The 18,175-nt window shown below is 72.2% G+C and carries 14 protein-coding genes; 10 read left to right on the top strand and 4 right to left on the bottom strand.

Going from position 1 to position 18,175, the window contains the following annotated elements:
• Window positions 1-168 precede the first annotated feature (168 nt).
• Window positions 169-822 (top strand): response regulator transcription factor, encoded by a 654-nt coding sequence (locus ACQP09_RS16640; protein ID WP_433406626.1) that lies wholly within the window; start codon window positions 169-171, stop codon window positions 820-822.
• Window positions 819-2,099 (top strand): sensor histidine kinase, encoded by a 1,281-nt coding sequence (locus tag ACQP09_RS16635; RefSeq protein WP_433400253.1) that lies wholly within the window; start codon window positions 819-821, stop codon window positions 2,097-2,099. Before ACQP09_RS16640 ends, ACQP09_RS16635 begins: the two co-directional genes overlap by 4 nt.
• Here the strand turns inward: ACQP09_RS16635 and ACQP09_RS16630 are convergent.
• A complete protein-coding gene (locus tag ACQP09_RS16630) occupies window positions 2,033-3,781 on the bottom strand; it encodes a VWA domain-containing protein (protein ID WP_433400251.1) in 1,749 nt (582 codons plus the stop codon). The genes ACQP09_RS16635 and ACQP09_RS16630 overlap by 67 nt on opposite strands.
• A gap of 305 nt (window positions 3,782-4,086) precedes the next feature.
• Here ACQP09_RS16630 and ACQP09_RS16625 point away from each other — a divergent pair, with 305 nt between their 5' ends.
• The 3 genes from ACQP09_RS16625 (at window position 4,087) to ACQP09_RS16615 (ending at window position 8,545) form a co-directional block, all read left to right on the top strand.
• Window positions 4,087-6,165 carry a PhoX family protein gene (locus tag ACQP09_RS16625; RefSeq protein ID WP_433400248.1) on the top strand — a complete coding sequence of 693 codons (2,079 nt, stop codon included), beginning with the start codon at window positions 4,087-4,089 and terminating at the stop codon, window positions 6,163-6,165.
• A 261-nt stretch (window positions 6,166-6,426) separates the two neighbouring features.
• The gene (locus tag ACQP09_RS16620) at window positions 6,427-8,097 is read left to right on the top strand and encodes a hypothetical protein (RefSeq protein WP_433400245.1); all 1,671 of its coding nucleotides are present in this window, start codon (window positions 6,427-6,429) and stop codon (window positions 8,095-8,097) included.
• 46 nt (window positions 8,098-8,143) lie between these two features.
• Window positions 8,144-8,545, top strand: a complete 402-nt coding sequence (locus ACQP09_RS16615) for an RNA-binding S4 domain-containing protein (RefSeq protein ID WP_432151205.1) — start codon at window positions 8,144-8,146, stop codon at window positions 8,543-8,545.
• A gap of 103 nt (window positions 8,546-8,648) precedes the next feature.
• On the opposite strand, the gene ACQP09_RS16610 is transcribed toward ACQP09_RS16615, so the two are convergent.
• Window positions 8,649-9,581, bottom strand: coding sequence for a hypothetical protein (locus tag ACQP09_RS16610; protein WP_433400242.1), 933 nt, complete (start codon window positions 9,579-9,581; stop codon window positions 8,649-8,651).
• A 131-nt stretch (window positions 9,582-9,712) separates the two neighbouring features.
• Between ACQP09_RS16610 and ACQP09_RS16605 the strand changes: the two genes are divergently transcribed.
• The 4 genes from ACQP09_RS16605 (at window position 9,713) to ACQP09_RS16590 (ending at window position 12,759) form a co-directional block, all read left to right on the top strand.
• On the top strand, window positions 9,713-10,120 hold the full coding sequence (locus ACQP09_RS16605; RefSeq protein ID WP_432151203.1) for a hypothetical protein: 408 nt from the start codon (window positions 9,713-9,715) through the stop codon (window positions 10,118-10,120).
• Window positions 10,121-10,264: 144 nt separating this feature from the next.
• Window positions 10,265-10,879 carry an NADPH-dependent FMN reductase gene (locus ACQP09_RS16600; protein ID WP_433400239.1) on the top strand — a complete coding sequence of 205 codons (615 nt, stop codon included), beginning with the start codon at window positions 10,265-10,267 and terminating at the stop codon, window positions 10,877-10,879.
• Window positions 10,880-10,933: 54 nt separating this feature from the next.
• Complete coding sequence (locus ACQP09_RS16595; protein ID WP_404061563.1) at window positions 10,934-11,905, top strand: ATP-binding cassette domain-containing protein; 972 nt, start codon at window positions 10,934-10,936, stop codon at window positions 11,903-11,905.
• Complete coding sequence (locus ACQP09_RS16590) at window positions 11,902-12,759, top strand: ABC transporter permease (RefSeq protein WP_433400235.1); 858 nt, start codon at window positions 11,902-11,904, stop codon at window positions 12,757-12,759. The genes ACQP09_RS16595 and ACQP09_RS16590 overlap by 4 nt, the downstream gene beginning before the upstream one ends.
• A gap of 123 nt (window positions 12,760-12,882) precedes the next feature.
• Here the strand turns inward: ACQP09_RS16590 and ACQP09_RS16585 are convergent, their stop codons facing one another.
• Both ACQP09_RS16585 and ACQP09_RS16580 read right to left on the bottom strand, forming a co-directional pair.
• Entirely contained in the window at window positions 12,883-16,326 is a 3,444-nt protein-coding gene (locus ACQP09_RS16585) for an ATP-binding protein (RefSeq protein ID WP_433400232.1), read from the bottom strand.
• A gap of 201 nt (window positions 16,327-16,527) precedes the next feature.
• Window positions 16,528-16,950 carry a universal stress protein gene (locus ACQP09_RS16580; protein WP_432150907.1) on the bottom strand — a complete coding sequence of 141 codons (423 nt, stop codon included), beginning with the start codon at window positions 16,948-16,950 and terminating at the stop codon, window positions 16,528-16,530.
• 303 nt (window positions 16,951-17,253) lie between these two features.
• Between ACQP09_RS16580 and ACQP09_RS16575 the strand changes: the two genes are divergently transcribed.
• The gene (locus ACQP09_RS16575; protein ID WP_433398764.1) at window positions 17,254-18,096 is read left to right on the top strand and encodes an IS5 family transposase; all 843 of its coding nucleotides are present in this window, start codon (window positions 17,254-17,256) and stop codon (window positions 18,094-18,096) included.
• Window positions 18,097-18,175 lie beyond the last annotated feature (79 nt).

Here is an 18,175-nt window from a genome sequence, read left to right as displayed (position 1 = left end):
CGGTCGGTTGAAGATCCACTCACATCGATAAACGGGGCTGTGCGCGCAGGCGGAGCGGCGCCCTCCGGTGGAGAGCTTTGCGAAACATCCCTTCCCGTAATGGTTCCCCCAGGAAAGTCGCATCCTGGGAGGGAGCGGACAAGCGTGCACGAGGCAGGGGACATCACCATGCGGGTACTGGTCGCCGAGGACGAGGAGATCCTCGCGGAACTGGTCGCGACCGGGCTGCGCCGGGCCGGCTTCGCGGTCGACACCGTCTACAGCGGGGACGCGGCCCTCGCCTACCTCGGGCTGCACGACTACGACGTCGTCGTCCTCGACCGCGACCTCCCGCGCGTCCACGGCGACGACGTGGCCCGCCGGCTGGTCGCCTCCGGTTCCCGCACCCGGATCCTCATGCTGACCGCCTCCGGCACCATGGAGGACCGGGTCGCCGGGCTCGACCTCGGCGCCGACGATTACGTCAGCAAACCGTTCGAGTTCCCGGAGCTGGTCTCCCGGGTCCGCGCCCTGCGCCGCCGCAGCGCCAGACCCGTACCGCCCCAGCTGGAGCGGCACGGCATCCGGCTCGACGCCGTACGGCGCTCCGCACTCCGAGACGGGCGGGATCTGGACCTCTCACCGAAGGAGTTCACCGTGCTGCAGCTGCTCCTGGAGGCGGACGGCGGCACGGTCAGCGCCGAGGAGCTGCTGGAGCGGGCCTGGGACGCCAACGCCGATCCGTTCACCGGCGCCGTACGCGTCTGCATGAGCAAACTCCGCGCCAAGCTCGGCGAGCCCGCGCTGATCCGCACCGTCCAAGGCGTCGGGTACGCCCTGTGAGGGGCCCGGGTCGGTTCCGGTTGCGGCGGCTGGTGGAGGCGTCGTCGCTGCCCCACTCGACGATCAGGACGCGCATCGCCCTCGTGTACGGCGGGGTCTTCCTCGTTCTCGGCACGGCGCTGCTCGCCACCGTCAACGTGGCCTCCCGCGCCGGTACGGACTCCGAGGCGCGCGCCATCGCCTCCGCCGCCGTGGTCGTGCCGCCCGGGTACACCGTCAACGGCCCGTTCATCGCCCCCAGCTCGCTCGGCGCGCCCACCGCGTACGAACTCACCGACCACGTCAGCGACGCGGCGAGCAAGCAGCACATGTACTGGTCGATCGCCGCGCTCCTGGTGATGACGGCGGGCGCGGTCGGCGTCGGCTGGTGGATCGCCGGACGGGTGCTCCGGCCCGTGCACGCGATGACGGCGAAGGCCCGCCGGCTCTCGGAGCGGACGCTGCACGAGCGGATCGCCTCCAGCGGGCCCGACGACGAGCTGAAGGAGCTGGGCGAGACGCTGGACGCGCTGCTGGCCCGGCTGGAGAAGGCGTTCGACAGCCAGCGCCGGTTCATCGCCAACGCCTCGCACGAGCTGCGGACCCCGCTCGCCACCCAGCGCGCGGCGATCCAGATCGGCCTGGACGACCCGACGCCCGACGACCTCGTACGCACCCGCCAGACGCTCCTGGACACCAACCGGCGCAGCGAGCGGCTCATCGAGGGGCTGCTCGTGCTGGCCCGCAGCGAACGGGGGCTGGCCGCCGACGAGCGCGAGGACGTCCGGTTCGACCGGGTGGTGGCGGAGGAGACGGCCCGGCGGCCCGGGGCGGAAGGCCGTCCTCCGGTGAGCGTCCAGGTGGCGGCCTGTCCGGTGCGCGGCAACCGGATGCTGCTGTCCCAGCTGGTGTCGAACCTGCTCGCCAACGCGGTCACGTACAACGTGCCGGGCGGTTCGGTGGACGTCTCGCTGACCGGTGACGGCGCCCTGGTGGTGCGTAACACCGGGCCGGTGGTCTCCGAGGCCGACATCGCGGGGTTCTTCGAGCCGTTCCGGCGGGGCGAGGGCCGCGACCGGATGGGGCCGGGGTCCGGGCTCGGGCTGTCGATCGTGCGGTCGATCGCGGTGGCCCACGGCGGCACGGTCACGGCGCTACCGGGCCCGGAGGGCGGCGGTCTCGCCGTGACCGTACGGCTGCCGGTCGATCAGCCCGTCGACCAGCCCGTCGCTCAGCCCTCGGAGCGCTCTTCGCGCGCCGCGAGCCAGGCCGGGAGCCCGGCGAGGATCTCGCGGTAGAGCTCGGCGTCCGCGATCTCGCGCGGGGCCGGACCGGCGTGGAAGAAGGCGGCGTTGGGCGCGCCCAGCTTCCGCAGGAAGTCGAAGCCCTTCCCGTCCTGCTCGCCGAACCCGACGAACTGGAAGAACAGCGGCAGCCGCGCCGCGTCCGCCAGCGCCTGGCGGGCGAGCTGCTTGGCGTCCGGCGGGCCGTCCGTCTGGAAGATCACCAGAGCGGGGCTGTCGTCCTGCGCCTTCTCGTGGTGCGCCACGATCTCCTCGATCGCGCGGTGGTAGTTCGTCCGGCCGAGGCGGCCGAGACCGGCGTTCAGCTGGTCGACGCGGCCCTCGTGGGCGGCCAGCTCGATCGTGCCGGTGCCGTCGATGTCGGTCGAGAAGAAGACGACGGGCACGGTGGCGTCGGCGTCCAGGTGGGCGGCGAGCGCGACGGCGCGGTCGCCGAGATGCTGGGCGCTGCCGTCCCTGTAGAACGGCCGCATGGAGCCGGAGCGGTCGAGCACCAGGTAGACGCGGGCGCGCAGCCCGGTCAGCCCGTGAGCCTTGAGCGCCGCCTGCGCCGCCTTGTACGGGGCGACGAGCTGGGGCGCGCGCGAGGTGACGCGGGCGAGGGGGGTGGCGGGCTTGGGGGCGGGGGTTGCCTTGGGGGTCCCGATGGGCGCTGCGGTTGCCGTGGAGGGCTCGGCTGCTGCTTCGTTGACCTGGGTGGGGGCCTTCGGGGCGGCTTCCGGTTCCGTCGTTGCCGCTGCGGGGGTTTCCTCGGCTGCGGGCTCGGGGGTTGCCTCCGGGGTGGCGGCGGGGGCGGCGGGCTCGGCCTCGGTCGCACGGGCCGGCTCGGCTTCCGCTTCCGGCTCGGCTTCCGGCGCGGCTTCCGCTACTGGTGCGGGCGCGGGGGTCGGCTCCTCGGACGGCTCCGGGGTGAGATCGAGGTCGAGGTCGATCGTGATCGGGTCCGGCAGCGCGGCGGGTACGGGCTCCTCGGCCTCGACGGGCTCGACGACGGGCTCGGCCGCTTCGGCGGCGGGCTCCTCCACCGTGACCGGCTCGACGACGGGCTCGGGGACGGCCTCCGTCTTCGGCTCGGCGGCAGCCTCAGCGGCGGGCTCGGCAACCGGCCCCACCTTCGGCTCGGCAACCGGCTCGGCGACGGTCTCCGCGACCGGCTCAGCAGCGGTCTCCGCCGTCGGCTCAACGACCGGCTCAGCAACCGGCTCCGCGACCGCCTCCGCCTTCGGCTCGGCCACAGGCTCGACGACGGCCCCAGCAGCAGCCTCCGCCGTCGGCTCAACGACCGGCTCCGCAACCGGCTCCGCCGCAGCCTCCGCAACCGGCTCCGCGTCCGGTCCCGTCCCCTGCGCCGGGACCGTCGGCGAGGCGGCGGAGGAAGGCGAAGGCGTCGGCTTCGGCGTGGCCGCCTTGTCGAAGGCCGCGGCCACCAGGTCCGCCGCACCGGCGTCACCGTCGGTGGTCTCCGCAACGGGCGAAGAGGGCGCCGGGATCGAGGCCTTGGGCTCCGACGCCTTCGGCCCGGACACCTCAGGACCGGCCGGTGAAGCGGTATCCGCCGAAGCGGCCTCCGGCTCCGTGGACGGGGTGCGCTCGGCCTGGGGCGGGACGGTGGCCGTGGTCGGCTCGTCCTGCTCCGTGCGGCCGAACACCTTACGCAGCAAGCTCCGAATGCCCATGGGCGAGGCCTTTCGCATGAGTTGGGTGCGGGGAATGTCCGACCTGGGTGATTTCAACCCTGGCCAGGACGGATACGTAAGGTTAGCGGCCGGATCCGGCCGTTCGCCGGTCCGGCCCACCCCTGTGCCAACCGAGCCGAAACCGATCCCGGACCGAGTCCGAGGCGGTGTCCGGCGCGGTGTTCCCGTACGCGGTCAAGGGAACAGCGGTGTCCCGGACTTCACCCGTCGTTCACCGGGAGTCCCACGGACCGCGTGGGGCCGCCCCTACCGTCACGCACGACACACCGACGGAGGGAATCCACGTGCGTAATCTGCTGCCGCTCATCAGCTCCCACAGCTCCCACCCGGGCGGGCGTTCCGCGCTGACCTGCCGCTACCGCTGCGGGGACGCCTGCTTCCAGGAGGTCCCGAACACCAGCGACAACGAGTACGCCGGCGACATCATCGCCCGTGCCGTCTCCCGCCGCTCGATGATGCGCGCAGCCGCCGTCGTGACGGTCGCCGCCGCTGCCGGTACGGCCGCGCTGACCGGCCCGGGCGCCCCGCAGGCGGAGGCCGTCGAGCTCGCCGGCCACGGCCACAAACCGGTCCCGCCCCACAAACCGGCCCCGTCCGGCGCCCGTGGCCTGCGGTTCTCGCCGGTCGCGCCCAACAAGAACGACAAGGTCACCGTCCCCGACGGCTATGGCCAGAACGTGGTGATCCGCTGGGGCGAGCCGATCCTGCGCGGGGCGCCCGCCTTCAACCCGGAGAAGCAGACCGCCAAGGCGCAGGCGGGCCAGTTCGGTTACAACAACGACTTCCTCTCCCTTCTCCCGCTCCGTGGTGAGCGCGGCCGTCAGGTCCTGGTCGCCAACCACGAGTACACGGACGAGAACCTCATGTTCCGCGGTTACGATCCGGCCAACCCCACGCGCGAGCAGGTGGAGATCGCCTGGGCCGCGCACGGACTCTCCGTGGTCGTCGTCCAGGAGGAGAACCGCACCGGAAAGCTGGGTGCGGTCAGCCGTCACCCGCTGAACCGCCGGCTCACCGCCACGAGTGAATTCCGGGTCACCGGACCGGCCGCGGGCAGCGATCTGCTCCGTACGTCCGCCGACCGCACCGGCAGCAGGGTGCTCGGCACGCTCAACAACTGCGCGGGCGGCACGACTCCGTGGGGCACCACGCTGCACGGCGAGGAGAACTTCAACCAGTACTTCGCCAACGGCACCACCGCCATGCACAAGCGGTACGGGATCTCCACCGGCGCCACCGAGCGCAAGTGGGAGCGGTTCGACCGGCGGTTCGACCTGGCGCATGAGCCCAACGAGGCCAACCGCTTCGGCTGGGTCGTCGAACTCGACCCGTACGACCCCGACTCCACCCCGCGCAAGCGGACCGCGCTGGGCCGGTTCAAGCACGAGGCGGCCGAGCCCCGGCTGACGACCGACGGCCGCCCGGTCGTCTACATGGGCGACGACGAGCGGTTCGACTACCTCTACAAGTTCGTCTCCAGCAAGCGGATGAAGAAGGGCACCTCGCGCGCCGCCCGCGAGCACAACCTGACGCTGCTGGACGAGGGCACGCTGTACGTCGCGAAGTTGACCGGCGACTCCCCGGCCGCCGAGATCGACGGCAGTGGAAAGCTCCCGAACGACGGCGAGTTCGACGGCAGCGGTGTCTGGATCCCGCTGGCCACCGGCACCACCTCGCACGTGCCCGGTATGACCGCCGACGAGGTGTACGTCTACACGCGGCTGGCCGGTGACAAGGTCGGCGCCACCAAGATGGACCGGCCCGAGGACGTCGAGCCCTCGCCGCGCACCGGCCGGGTCTACGTGGTGCTCACCAACAACACCGACCGCGGCAAGGAGGGCAAGGCCCCGGCGGACGAGGCCAACCCGCGCAACGCCAACAAGCACGGGCAGATCCTGGAGCTGGCGGAGAACTGGGACGACCCGACGAGCGACGGGTTCGCCTGGCGGCTCTTCCTCGTCGCGGGCGACCCGAACGACCCGTCGACGTACTTCGCCGGCTTCCCCAAGGACCGCGTCAGCCCCATCTCCTGCCCGGACAACGTGGCGTTCGACGACCACGGCAACCTGTGGATCTCCACGGACGGCAACCAGCTCGGCTCGCACGACGGCCTCTTCGGCGTCGCGACCCACGGTGACCGGCGCGGTGAGCTGAAGCAGTTCCTGACCGTCCCGGCCGGTGCGGAGACCTGCGGCCCGGTCATCCAGGACCGCCGCGTCCTGGTCGCCGTCCAGCACCCGGGCGAGGTCGACGGCGCCTCGGTCGAGAAGCCGGCGAGCACCTGGCCCGACGGACCCGGCAAGATCGTCCGCCCCTCGGTCGTCGCGGTCTGGCGCAAGGACGGACGCGACATCGGCGTGTGACCCCGCCCGCCCCGTCCTCCCCGGGGCCGCCCCGACTGCCCCGCCTTTCCGAAGGGGCTGACCGACCATCAGGCCTGTGCCCATCCGGTGCGGGCCTGATGTGCATCCGTCGAAAGCGCTCCTGGGCAACGTCACCGGATGCCTACGGTGAGCGGCCGGTGCGGCTGATGTGTGCAGCGGCGGCGCCGATGCCCCAGCGCCTCAGCCCCGCACGCGTCCACGTCGACTCCGCACGCGTCCACGTCGACCCGGAAGGACCGCATGGGACTCCGCTCCCGCACGATCCACCTCGCGGCCTGTGGCCTGGCGGCGGGTGCGCTGCTGACCGGCCTCGTACCGGCGTCCGGCGCCGCCGCCGCACCGGCCGGGACCGCGGCGCGGGCCGCCGCCGATGATCCGGCCCCGCCCGACGACATGCCGGACGACGGGTTCGACGACGAGCACGAGGGCGAGCAGGACGACCTCGTCGGCCCCGGCGGTGTGCCCGAGGGCCGGGCTCCCGGGACGCGGGCCGCACCGGTCCCGGGCCGCGCCGCCGACTTCAGGCTCGCCGCGGGCAGCGACCTCTCCGGGCTCGTCGGCAGACTGGACGCCGCCCTCCCCAAGCAGGGGCTCACCGAGCTGATGGAGCAGGCCAACCGGCCCTCGGGCTGGGAGGACGCCTGCGGAAAGACCTCCATCTACGGCCCCGATCTGGCGGTCGACCACCGGGTCTGCTCGGACGGCGACGACCTCGCCTCCAGCGAGTGGGTCCCGCAGGCCATCACCGGCGTCTCCGATGCCCAGGAGGACGAGGACTGGGGGACGTCGAACTCCGAGCCGATCGCGGTGGCCTCGTACGACGCCGAGAACCCGGGCCGCAGCGACCAGGCGTCGGGCCGTGACAACTGCGTCAAGCCCTCCGTGTCCGACGCCTGCAACGAGAAGGGCGTCCGGGTCAGCTTCTTCAACCAGGCCACCCAGAAGTACCGCCATGTCCTGCTGGCCTGGCCGTACGTGAACTCCAAGAACAACATCTCCTTCGACGCGCTCCACGCGAGCGAAGGAAAGTGCACCGGCACCGTGACGCCGTCCTGCAAGGCGCAGAACGGCATCCACGCGGGCGGCATGGTCTGGTACGGCAACTACCTCTACGTCGCCGACACCGCCAACGGCATGCGGGTCTTCGACCTCCGCAAGATCATGGACCTCAACCCGGACAACGACGCCGACCGGAACGACCCGACGCCGGACGGCCTGGAGAGCGACGTCAAGGACAAGAAGCGGATCGGGCGGCAGAACAACGTCTGGTACTCCTTCGGCTACCGGTACGTCATGCCGCAGATCGCCACGCTGAAGTTCACCACTGCCAAGAACGGCGGCACCACCGCCGGGAACCAGTGCTACGCCACCGGCCGCCCGAAGGCCTCGTTCCTCTCCCTGGACCGGACGGGCACCGACCACCTGATCCTCGGCGAGTACTGCAACAAGAACAACGGCGGCACCAGCAACGGACGCGTCGGTACGTATCCGATGTCCGCGATCACCGCCGCCGTCGAGGGCAAGGAGGGCACCGCCGCCTCCGCCGACGCCGCCTTCGGCCTGCCGACCGACGGCACGTTCAACGGTGAGACGCGGTGGCACAAGATCCAGGGAGCCCTGCGCTACGAGGGCACGTGGTACTTCCACCGCTCCAACGCCTACAGCAACGGCCGCCTGCTCCAGGCCACCCCGAGGACGGTCGACGGCGCCACGCAACTCGTCGGCAACGCCAAGCTCCTCCAGTCCTCGTACGGCCCCGAGGACCTCTACCTGGCCCACGGGCGCGGCGACGGCTTCGCGCCGCAGCTGTGGTCGCTGAGCGAGCACGCTCCCAGCTCCTCCTGCCCCGGGTGCAAGCGGGAGCTGTACAGCTACGACATGGCGGAGGTGATCGGCGACTTCGGTCCCTGACTTCGGTCCCTGACGCTCCCGGACGAAAGGCCACTAGAGTCGACGCATGGTTTCCGGTGACGTGCCGCAGGCGGAGGGAAGCGTCCGGGTCGACGTGTGGATCTGGTCGGTCCGGCTGACGAAGACCCGTGCTCAGGCGGCCGCCGCCTGCCGGGCCGGGCATGTGAAGGTCGGCGGCGAGCGGGCCAAGCCCGCTCAGGCCGTCCGGGTGGGCGACGAGGTGCGTCTCCGGCACGCCGGGCGGGACCGGGTGGTCACCGTCTCGAAGATCGTGAAGAAGCGGGTCGGCCCGCCGGTGGCCACCGAGTGCTTCGTCGACAACAGCCCGCCTCCGCCGCCGCGCGAGCTCGCGATCCAGGTTCCGGTACGGGACCGGGGCGCGGGCCGCCCGACCAAGCGCGACCGCCGCGAGATGGACCGGCTCCAGGGACGCCCGCCGGAGCTCTGAGCCGACCGGCGGTCCCTCGTGCGGGTTCTGTCCCGTTGTTTCACGTGAAACGTCCGTACGGGTGTTTCACGTGAAACGTCGGGACGCCGGGGTCACGCCGGGGTCACGCCTGCCTGGCCCTCCGGCGTCCCAGCAGTACCCGGGCCACCACCGCTCCCACCAGCAGGACCGCACCGGCCACCAGCACGACCCACACCGTGGTCCGCAGCGAGGCGGTGAGGGCGTCGACCACCGCGGCCGCCGCGTCCCGGTCGCTGCCCGGCACCTCGTCCAGCGCCCGGCTCCGGCCGACCGCCATCAGGATCCGCAGCACGATCGCTCCGAGGACGAAGCCGGCGCCGACGGCCGCCGTCGCGGTCAGGGCGGCCCGGAGCCCTCCTCGTACCGTCGCTATGCCCACCACCAGCACCAGCAGGACCAGCGTGGCGATGGCCGGCCAGATGCTGCAGTAGCGCAGCCAGTGGAACGAGTCCCTGAGGCTGTCCGCGCGGTCCGCGCCGATCACCGTGATCTCCGTCCGCTGGACCGGGATCTGGTCCGCGAACGGCACGCCCTGGTTCACCAGATCCTGCTTGACCTGCCCGATCACCGGGCCCAGGTCGATGGTGACCGCCTCGCCGCTGTCGCCGTCCAGCGCGGCGGTTACGGCCTGGTGGGCGGTGCGGTTCGCGGTGTCCCAGGCGTTGGCGAAGGCCTCGGTGGTGGTGAAGGACCGTACGGTCTCGCGCAGGAGGTCCCGGACCGTGTCCTGGAGCGGGCCGAGGTCGATCTGCCGCATCGCCTCGTCGGTGATCAGGTCCGTGACGGTGCTCTGTACCGCCGGGTCGGAGGAGAGCGGCGAGACGGCGGCGACGTAACGGTCGGTGTCGTCGATCTCCAGGTCGACCCAGGCGGAGAGCGCGCTGAACGGCACCAGGACGGCGAGCAGGACGATCAGGACGGCCGAGAGGGCCGCCGAGACCGTCGAGATCCCCGCGTCCCTGGAGGCCGCCGGGTTCGCCGGGTTCGCCGAAGTCGCCGAAGGAGAGGTCCGCACCCCTCCAGGGAATCCCGTACGGAGCCGGACCGCTCAGGGCCGTACGCCGTTCGAGTTGCCGGGCCGCGTGGGCGGGTGTGCTCTGGAGGAACGGGGGCGTGCGACGGGGGCGAGGGAAGGAGCTGTCCGCGATGGCCACACACGCAGCCGTGCCCGGCCGGAAGGGGGCCCGCGCCCACGCGCGGCCCCGCAGTCTCACTCCGTACGCCGTGGCGGTGCCGCTGGCGCTCGGCATCATCTACGGGTTCTACGCCGCGTTCATCCGCCGCGACGGCGGACCCAGCACCGGCGGGCAGGTCGTCCTGGGCCTCGTTGCCGGTGCGGCGGTGGCGGCCCTCTGCTTCGCGCTGGGCCGGATCCAGCGGACGCTTCCGCACGGACCGCGCGCGCTCGCGTACGGCGCTTCCACCGCCTGCGCGGTCGGCTTCCTGGTCAGCCTCACGGATACCAGCGTGCTGCGGTCGGCCGTGCTGGGGCTGGTGGTCGGTGTGGGCGTCTTCCTGGCCACGTTCTATCTCTTCTACTCGCGGGAGCCCTGACCGCCGGCGCCTCCCGCCAGGTCCGTTCCAGCCGTGGACACCGACCGGGGGCGCGGCCGCCAGATCGCATCTGGCGGCCGCGCCGCCACATCTGGCGCCCCAGGGGTGAGGAAGCCGGAGAGGGAGCGGGAGGAGGAAGACGCGATGTCGGACGACGGCAGGACCGGCGGGCAGGCCGAGGAGACCGGTGACGGTGACGGCGGCGACCCGCTGCGGGTCGCGGTGATCATCGGCAGTACGCGCGAAGGGCGCATCGGCGACGCGGTGGGCCGCTGGTTCGTGGAGCGGGCTCGGGTACGGGGCGAGCTCGACCTCGTCGTGCTGGACCTCGCGGAGTTCGACTTCCCCGTGCACTACCCGGAGCGGGCGACGGAGCAGATGACGGAGTTCGCCGGTGCGATCGGGAAGGCCGAGGCCTTCGTCGTGGTCACCCCGGAGTACAACCGCTCCTTCCCGGCCTCCCTCAAGCAGGCCATCGACTTCGCGTACGAGGAGTGGCAGACCAAGCCGGTCGGCTTCGTGAGCTACGGCCACGGCTCCACCGGACTGTACGCGGTGGAGCAGCTGCGCTCGGTCTTCACGGAGCTGCACACGGTGACCCTGCGCAACGGGGTCGCCCTCGACTTCCTCCGCACACCGCTGGAGGACCGCGCCGGAGCCTGCGCGCGGGACCGGGCGGTGGGGCTGATGCTCGGCCAGCTCGGCTGGTGGGGCCGGGCCCTGCGCGAGGCACGGGCGGTCCGCCCCTACGTCTCCTGACACCACCCCCACCCCCACCCCGAACTTCGACGACGACGCACAAGGAATGGATTCATGAGTACTGAACTGGCCATCGAGACCACGGGGCTGGTGAAGGTCTTCGGTGAGAACCGCGCGGTGGACGGCGTCGACCTCGCCGTCCCGACCGGCACCGTCTACGGGGTCCTCGGACCCAACGGCGCCGGGAAGACCACCACCGTACGGATGCTCGCGACGCTGCTGCGCCCGGACGGCGGATCGGCCCGGGTGTTCGGCAAGGACGTGGTGAAGGAAGCCGACGCGGTCCGCAGCCGGGTCAGTCTCACCGGGCAGTACGCCTCGGTCGACGAAGACCTGACCGGCAGCGAGAACCTGATCCTGCTCGCCCGCCTCCTCGGCCACTCCAAGCCCGCGGCCCGCGACCGGGCGGCCCAGCTGCTCGAAGGGTTCGGGCTGACCGAGGCCGCCGGCAAGCAGGTGAAGAACTACTCGGGAGGCATGCGGCGCCGCATCGACATCGCCGCGTCCATCCTCAACACCCCGGACCTGCTCTTCCTGGACGAGCCGACCACCGGACTCGACCCGCGCAGCCGCAACCAGGTCTGGGACATCGTGCGCGCCGTCGTCGCGCACGGCACCACGGTCCTGCTGACCACGCAGTATCTGGACGAGGCCGACCAGCTGGCCTCCCGGATCGCCGTGATCGACCACGGCCGGGTGATCGCCGAGGGCACCAAGGGCGAGCTCAAGGCCTCCGTCGGCTCCGGCACCGTCCACCTGCGGCTGCGCGACGCCGCCCAGCGTCCCGAGGCCGAGCGGGTGCTGTCGCTGGCGCTCGACGCCACGGTCCAGCTGGACGCGGACCCGGTGGCGCTGACCGCCCGGATCGACGCGCACGGCTCCGACCGGGGCGCGGCGGAGCAGGCGGCCCGGGCCCTGGCCGAGCTGGCCCGGTCCGGCATCACGGTCGACAACTTCTCGCTGGGACAGCCCAGCCTCGACGAGGTCTTCCTCGCCCTCACGGACAAGAAGGGAGTGGCGGCATGAGCACCGCGACCACCAAGACGGAGCTGGAAGACGTCGAGCTCGCCGCGCCGGACCAGGAGCGCCTCTCGGCCCTCCTGGTCGGCCTGGACCGGCCGCCGAGGCCTAGCGCGCTCTCGGCCTCCCTCACCTTCGGCTGGCGCGCCATGCTGAAGATCAAGCATGTGCCGGAGCAGCTCTTCGATGTGACGGCCTTCCCGATCATGCTCGTCCTGATGTACACGTACCTCTTCGGGGGCGCGCTGGCCGGCTCCACGCAGGAGTACATCCAGTTCCTGCTGCCCGGCATCCTGGTGATGAGCGTCGTGATGATCACGATGTACACGGGCGTCTCGGTCAACACCGACATCACCAAGGGCGTCTTCGACCGGTTCCGTACGCTGCCGATCTGGCGGCCCGCGCCGATGGTCGGCTATCTGCTCGGGGACGTCCTGCGCTATGTGCTGGCCTCGGTGGTGATGCTCACCGTCGGCATGATCATCGGCTTCCGTCCGGACGGCGGAGTGATCGGGATGCTGGCCGGGGTGGCCCTGCTGCTGGTCTTCGCGTTCGCCTTCTCGTGGATCTGGACCATGTTCGGGCTGCTGCTGCGGACGGAGAAGTCCGTGATGGGCGTCAGCATGATGGTGATCTTCCCGCTCACCTTCCTCAGCAACGTCTTCGTCGACCCGCAGACGATGCCGGGCTGGCTGCAGGCCTTCGTGAACAACAGCCCCATCACCCACCTGGCCACGGCGGTACGCGAGTTGATGGCGGGCAACTGGCCGGTCTCCGAGCTGGCCTGGTCGCTGGGATGGGCCGGAGTGATCATGGTGGTCTTCGGATCCGTGACGATGCGGCTCTACAACCGGAAGTGACCGTGAGGGGTTGGCGGCTGTGACCCGGCACCGGATCGGTGCCGGGTCACAGCCGCCGTTGGGGCCGCAGACACCGGAGGGGGGCACCGGACGGGCCACCGGACGGGGGCCACCGGACGGGGGTCACAGCCGCCAGTCGGTCGTCCGGCCCGGGCGGTAGGCGCAGGTGGTTCCCGTGGTCACGGACTCCCGCAGGTGTGCCGCCAGTTCGGGGTGGAGCGAGTCCAGCTTGCGCAGGGTGTCGCGGATCCGGGCGGTGACCGTCTTGCGGGCCCGCTCGGTCTGGTCGCCCAGGCGGCGGCTCCGGCCACCGAGCCCGGCCGCGGTGCGCAGCTGGTCGAGGAGGGCCTGCCGCTCCCGGTCGTACGCCTCCACCTGCCGGGTGTCGTCCCGTGCGGCCGCGCGGTCTATCTCGGCGTCGAGCCGGTCCAGGTGCTCCTTGTACCGGCGCTTGGCCTCCTCGTCGAGCACCGGGTCGCCGCCCATCCGCCCGGCGGCGGCCACGACGGCGCCGCCTTCGGGTGCGAGCAGCTGCACGGCCGGGACGTCGGCACCGGGGAGACCCAGCAGGCTGTGCAGGTCCCGCAGCCCCTTGGCGTCGGGGACGTGCACGGTCCGCCCGTCCCAGCACAGCTGCCAGACGGAACCGTCGCGGCGGAACTCGGCGGCGGGTGGCGGCGGTGCCGGGTCGGGGGCCTGGGCCGGAGTGGGGGCGGGGGCGGCTGTCTGCCGACCGGGGTCGGGGTCGGTGGCCTGGTGGCCCGGTCCGGCGGTGTGGTGGCCGGTGGCCGGTGGGAGCGTGCGGAGCGACGGGGCTTCGGCGGCCAGGTGGTGCAGGCCCAACTCGCGCGCCTCCCGTTCCACTTCGGCGAGGAGCGCGCGGGCCCGCCCGGTGTCGCCCGGCTCGGCGCGGGTGAGGAGGGCGCGGGCCAGGTGCAGCCGGGCGCGTACGGCCCAGGGGCGGGCGCCGAGGCGGTCCGCTGAGGCGGCGGCCTCGGTGAGTGCGGCCACCGCCGCGTCCCGGTCGTCCCGGGCGGCGGCGAGCATCCCGAGCCAGAGGTCGACGGGGCCGCCGATGTCGCACCCGTACAGCGAGACGACCCACTGGCCCGTGTAAGGAGTCAGCTCGTCCTCGGCGCGGGTGATCAGGCGCCGGTCGCCGGTGGTGGCGGCCGTCTGGGCCAGCAGCCGGAGCCAGAGGGGCATGAAGGCCCGAGGGTAGGGGGCCGGGCGGTCCGACTGCTCGGCGATCAGGCGGAGGGCCGGGGCCGCGTCGCCCTGCTCGACCGCGGTGAGCGCCTCCAGCAGCCCGGGGTACGGATACCGGGCGCCCGGGAGCGCGGCGAGCACCTTCCCGGCCTCCGCGAACTGCCCCCGGAGCAGGTGCAGGGACCACTGCAGATGGCAGCCCATGAAGCCGAACGCCTCGTGGTCCTCGCCCTCCAGGCCGAGCTCCTCACCGCTGAGCCCGTCGGCCGCCTCGGCGAACCGGCCCTGGAGGGAGGCGATCAGGCTGCCGTCGACGGCGATGGCCAGGGCGAACCGGGGCAGCTCCGAGCGCTCGGCGGCCCGGATGAACGTGCGGTACTGGTCGATGAAGGCCGGATCGCCGAGCTCCAGCAGCGCCACCCACCGCATGGAGGTGGCGTGCAGCTCCATGTCCAGGTTCTGCGTGCGCCGTCCGACGACGGCCATCTCGTCGGTCAGCCCGAGCCGCTCCACCGCCGAGCCGAGACCCCATACGGAGTCGTGGCGCGCCCAGAGGGAGAAGGCGAGGGCCTCGTCGTCCGAGCCGTCGCGGGCCAGAGCCATGATGTGGATGGCCAGCTCCTGCGCGAGCCGGTCGGCGGAGAGGCTGTCCTGCCCGTCCTTGCCGGTGACCTTGCGGTGGGCCTCGATCAGGAACGTCACCATGAACGCCTCACCGCCGCCCAGGGTGCCCCGGCGGTACAGGGTGATCGCGACCCGGGCCAGCAGCTCGGGGTCGTCCACCTCCCGTGCCAGGTCGACCGCCCGGTCCAGCAGGCGGTCCCCTTCAGCGCTCTCTCCGGCGTGCCGCAGCTGTTCGCCGAGGTCGAGGCAGATGAGCGCGGTCCGGCGCCGGTCGGGAGCCTGCGCCGCACCCGACGGCCCCGCGCCTGGCCCGCCACCGGCCTCACCGCCGCCCTCACCGCCCGCCTCGCCCGACGCCACCGCGAGGGCCCGGCGGTAGTGGCCGATGGCCTCCTCGTCTGCGAGGCGGCCCGAGGCGTCCCGGGCGGCGGCGAGCAGCAGGTCGATCCTGCGGTCGCGCTCCAGCTCCCCTCCGGCGAGGTGGGCGTGGCGGGCGAGGTCCCCGGGCCGCACCGCGTCGTGGAGGCCGCCGTGCGCGTCCAGCGCCCGGACGACGGCGGCGTGGCGGCGGCGGGCCTCCGCGTCGCCGAGGGAGGCGTACAGCGTCTCGCGGAGCAGGTCGTGCGCGAAGGCGTAACTCCCGGAGGGGTACGGGACGACGACCCGGGCGACGATCGCCGACTCCAGCAGCCGCTCCACCTGGGGGACCGGCGAGCCGTGGACCACGGCCAGCACCTGCCGGCGGAACTCGCGGCCGAGCACGGCGGCAGCGGTCAGCAGCGAGACGACCGCCTCCGGCAGCAGGCTCAGCCGCTGCCGGACCGCCTCCCGCACGCCGGGCGGGATGGTGGAGACGGGGCTGCCGCTGTGCCAGAGCCGGGCCGTCTGCTCGACGAAGAACGGGTTGCCGCCGGTGCGCCGGTGGACCTCGTCGACCAGCTGCGGCGCGGGCTCGCGGCCGGTGGTCACGGCCATCAGCGCGCCCACCTCGTCGCGGCCGAGGCCGGTCAGCGTGAGGGTGGCCGAGGCGCGCGAGACGAGGGGCAGGATCAGCTGCTGGAGCGGGTGGCCGTGGGCCTCCACCTCGACGTCCCGGTAGGTGCCGATGAGCAGCAGGCGCTCGAACCAGGCGTGCTGGGCGGCGAATTCGAGCAGCCGGAGCGAGGCCGGGTCGGCGCTGTGGAGGTCGTCCAGGACCACGACCAGAGGGCGGCTCTGGGAGACGGTGACGAGGGCCGTGGTCACCGCGTCGTACAGCCCGAAGGCCTCGGCCCCGTCCGACGAGGCCCCGCCCGACGAAACGCCGTCCGAAGAGGCACCGCCCGAGCCGCCCGCGCCACCCGAAGAAGAGCCGCCCGCGCCGCCGTCCCCGTCGGCGTCTCCCGCCCCCGCCGGGCCCTCGCTTCCCGGATCACCGAGGAGGATGCCGAGCCGCCCGTCCGCCGACTCCTGGGCCGCCGCCCACTCCGCCGCCGTGGCGGAGCGGCGCAGGCCGCGCAGGATCTGCACCCACGGCCAGTAGCCCGGAGTGCTGTCGGAGTCCCAGCAGGAGCCGCCGACCACCAGCGCCCCGCGCCGCCGCGCCTCGTGCGCGGCGTCGGTGACGAGCGTGGTCTTCCCGATCCCGGCCTCGCCCGTGACCAGCACGAGACCGCCGTGGCTGTCCGTGGCCCGGACGATCTCCGAGCGGAGGATGCCTGCGGGATGGTCGCGCCCGAACAGAGCAGGGGTCATGACCACACGATAGGAGGACCCACTGACAACGGCCCCTCGTTTACCGGCGGCAGGACGGTGGACAGCCTCCCAGCAGGCCGAACGCAGGCCGGTGGCCCTCCTCCGACCTGGTCAAAGGAGGGCCACCGGAGGAGCGACGGTCGGCGGGCGACGGGCGACCGTCGACCGGCCTGGCGGGCTTCCCCGCCCGTCGTCCGGGACTCAGTCGCGTACGACCGTCACCGGGCACGGCGCGTGCTGCGTGACGTGCAGGCTGACCGAGCCGAGCAGCGTCGCCTTGAGGCCGCTGCGGCCACGGGCGCCCACGACGAGCAGGTTGGCGCCGTTGGCCCGGTCCAGCAGGGACTGGGCGGGGTTGCCGATGACCACGATCTTGCTGATCGCGGCGGCTCCTTCGGCGCCGAGGGCCTCCTCCAGCGCCTCGTTCAGCGAGACCAGGGCCAGCGCCTGCGGGTCGAAGTCCTGCGGCAGGCCCGGCATCATCGAGGCCCAGCTGGTCGCGGGATACTCCCAGCTGTTCACGGCCTCCACGGTGTCACCGGTCAGCTCGGCCTGGCGTACGGCCCAGTGCAGTGCCTTGATCGAGGGATCGGACCCGTCCACACCCACGACGATCCTGCCCATATCTGCCTCCAGCTCGGTCCGGCTCGGAACAGATGCGTTCCAGCATCCGGTCTCACTGTAATCAAACGGACAATCGGGCCGGCTCAAAGAGCGTTTTGTCCTGATAGGGGAGCTTAGTTGCAGTTCAGGTGGCAGGCCGCTTCGGGCCGGCTGAGGCGGCAGCCGCTTGTTGTGGCAGATGGGGCGGGTGACAGCCTTCGAGGGCCCGTTTCGGTCCCTTCGCTCCTGTCTGATCCCAACACGCCCCCGGTCGCGCCTGTTTGCGCCCTGTGGTCGGACGGTAGCCATCGGTACTACGGAAACATGCCTCGCCGACAACGGCCGTACCCCAGTGACCTGTCCGATGCCCGTTGGGAACTGCTTGAGCCAACCCTGACAGCCTGGCGAGCAGAACGCAGAGGGAAGGGCCTGGACATCGGGCGGCCGCCCGAACACGACCTGCGCCGGATCATGGACGCCATCCTCTACGTCGACCGGACCGGGATCCCCTGGCGCTACCTCCCACACGACTTCGCCCCGTGGGAAACCGTCTACGGATACTTCGCCGCCTGGCAGAAGGACGGCGTCTTCGACCAGCTCAACGGACTCCTGCGACGGCTTGTCCGGAAGGCCGAGGGCCGAGACGCCGAGCCCAGCGCCTGCATCCTCGACGCCCAGAGCATCAAGACCTCTGCCAACGTGCCCTCGGCCGGCCAGGGCATCGACGCAGGCAAGAAGATCGCGGGCCGCAAACGCCACATCGGCGTCGACACCGCCGGGCTCCTCCTGGCCGTGCTGGTCACCGCCGCCAGCGTCTCCGACAACGCCGGCGGAATCCACCTGCTCTCGAACATCGCCGAAGGTCACCCCCGCGTCACGAAGGCGTGGGCCGACAGTGGCTACCGCACCAAGGCCATCGACCACGGCGCCCGCCTGGGCATCGACGTCGAAGTCACCCGCCGCGACCCCGCCCAGAAGGGCTTCAAGGTGATCCCGCGGCGCTGGGTCGTCGAGCGGACCTTCGGCTGGCTCATGCACCACCGCCGCCTCGCCCGCGACTACGAAACCCACCCCCACCGCTCCGAAGCCATGATCCAACTGGCGATGATCGACCTCATGAGCCGCAGACTCACCCGAGAATCGACCCCCAACTGGAAGAACTCATAGGCGTCAAGCCACGCCCACCCCCAGCCCGTCCGCACTATGAGCCTCGCCGAAAGATACCGGCGAGATCCTGACGACGTCC

It is taken from the genome of Streptomyces sp. CA-146814 (genome assembly GCF_050942385.1).
Taxonomy (GTDB): Bacteria; Actinomycetota; Actinomycetes; order Streptomycetales; family Streptomycetaceae; genus Streptomyces.
The sequence above is the reverse complement of the archived record's forward strand: the minus strand, read 5'-3'. Positions and strand labels throughout refer to the sequence as shown.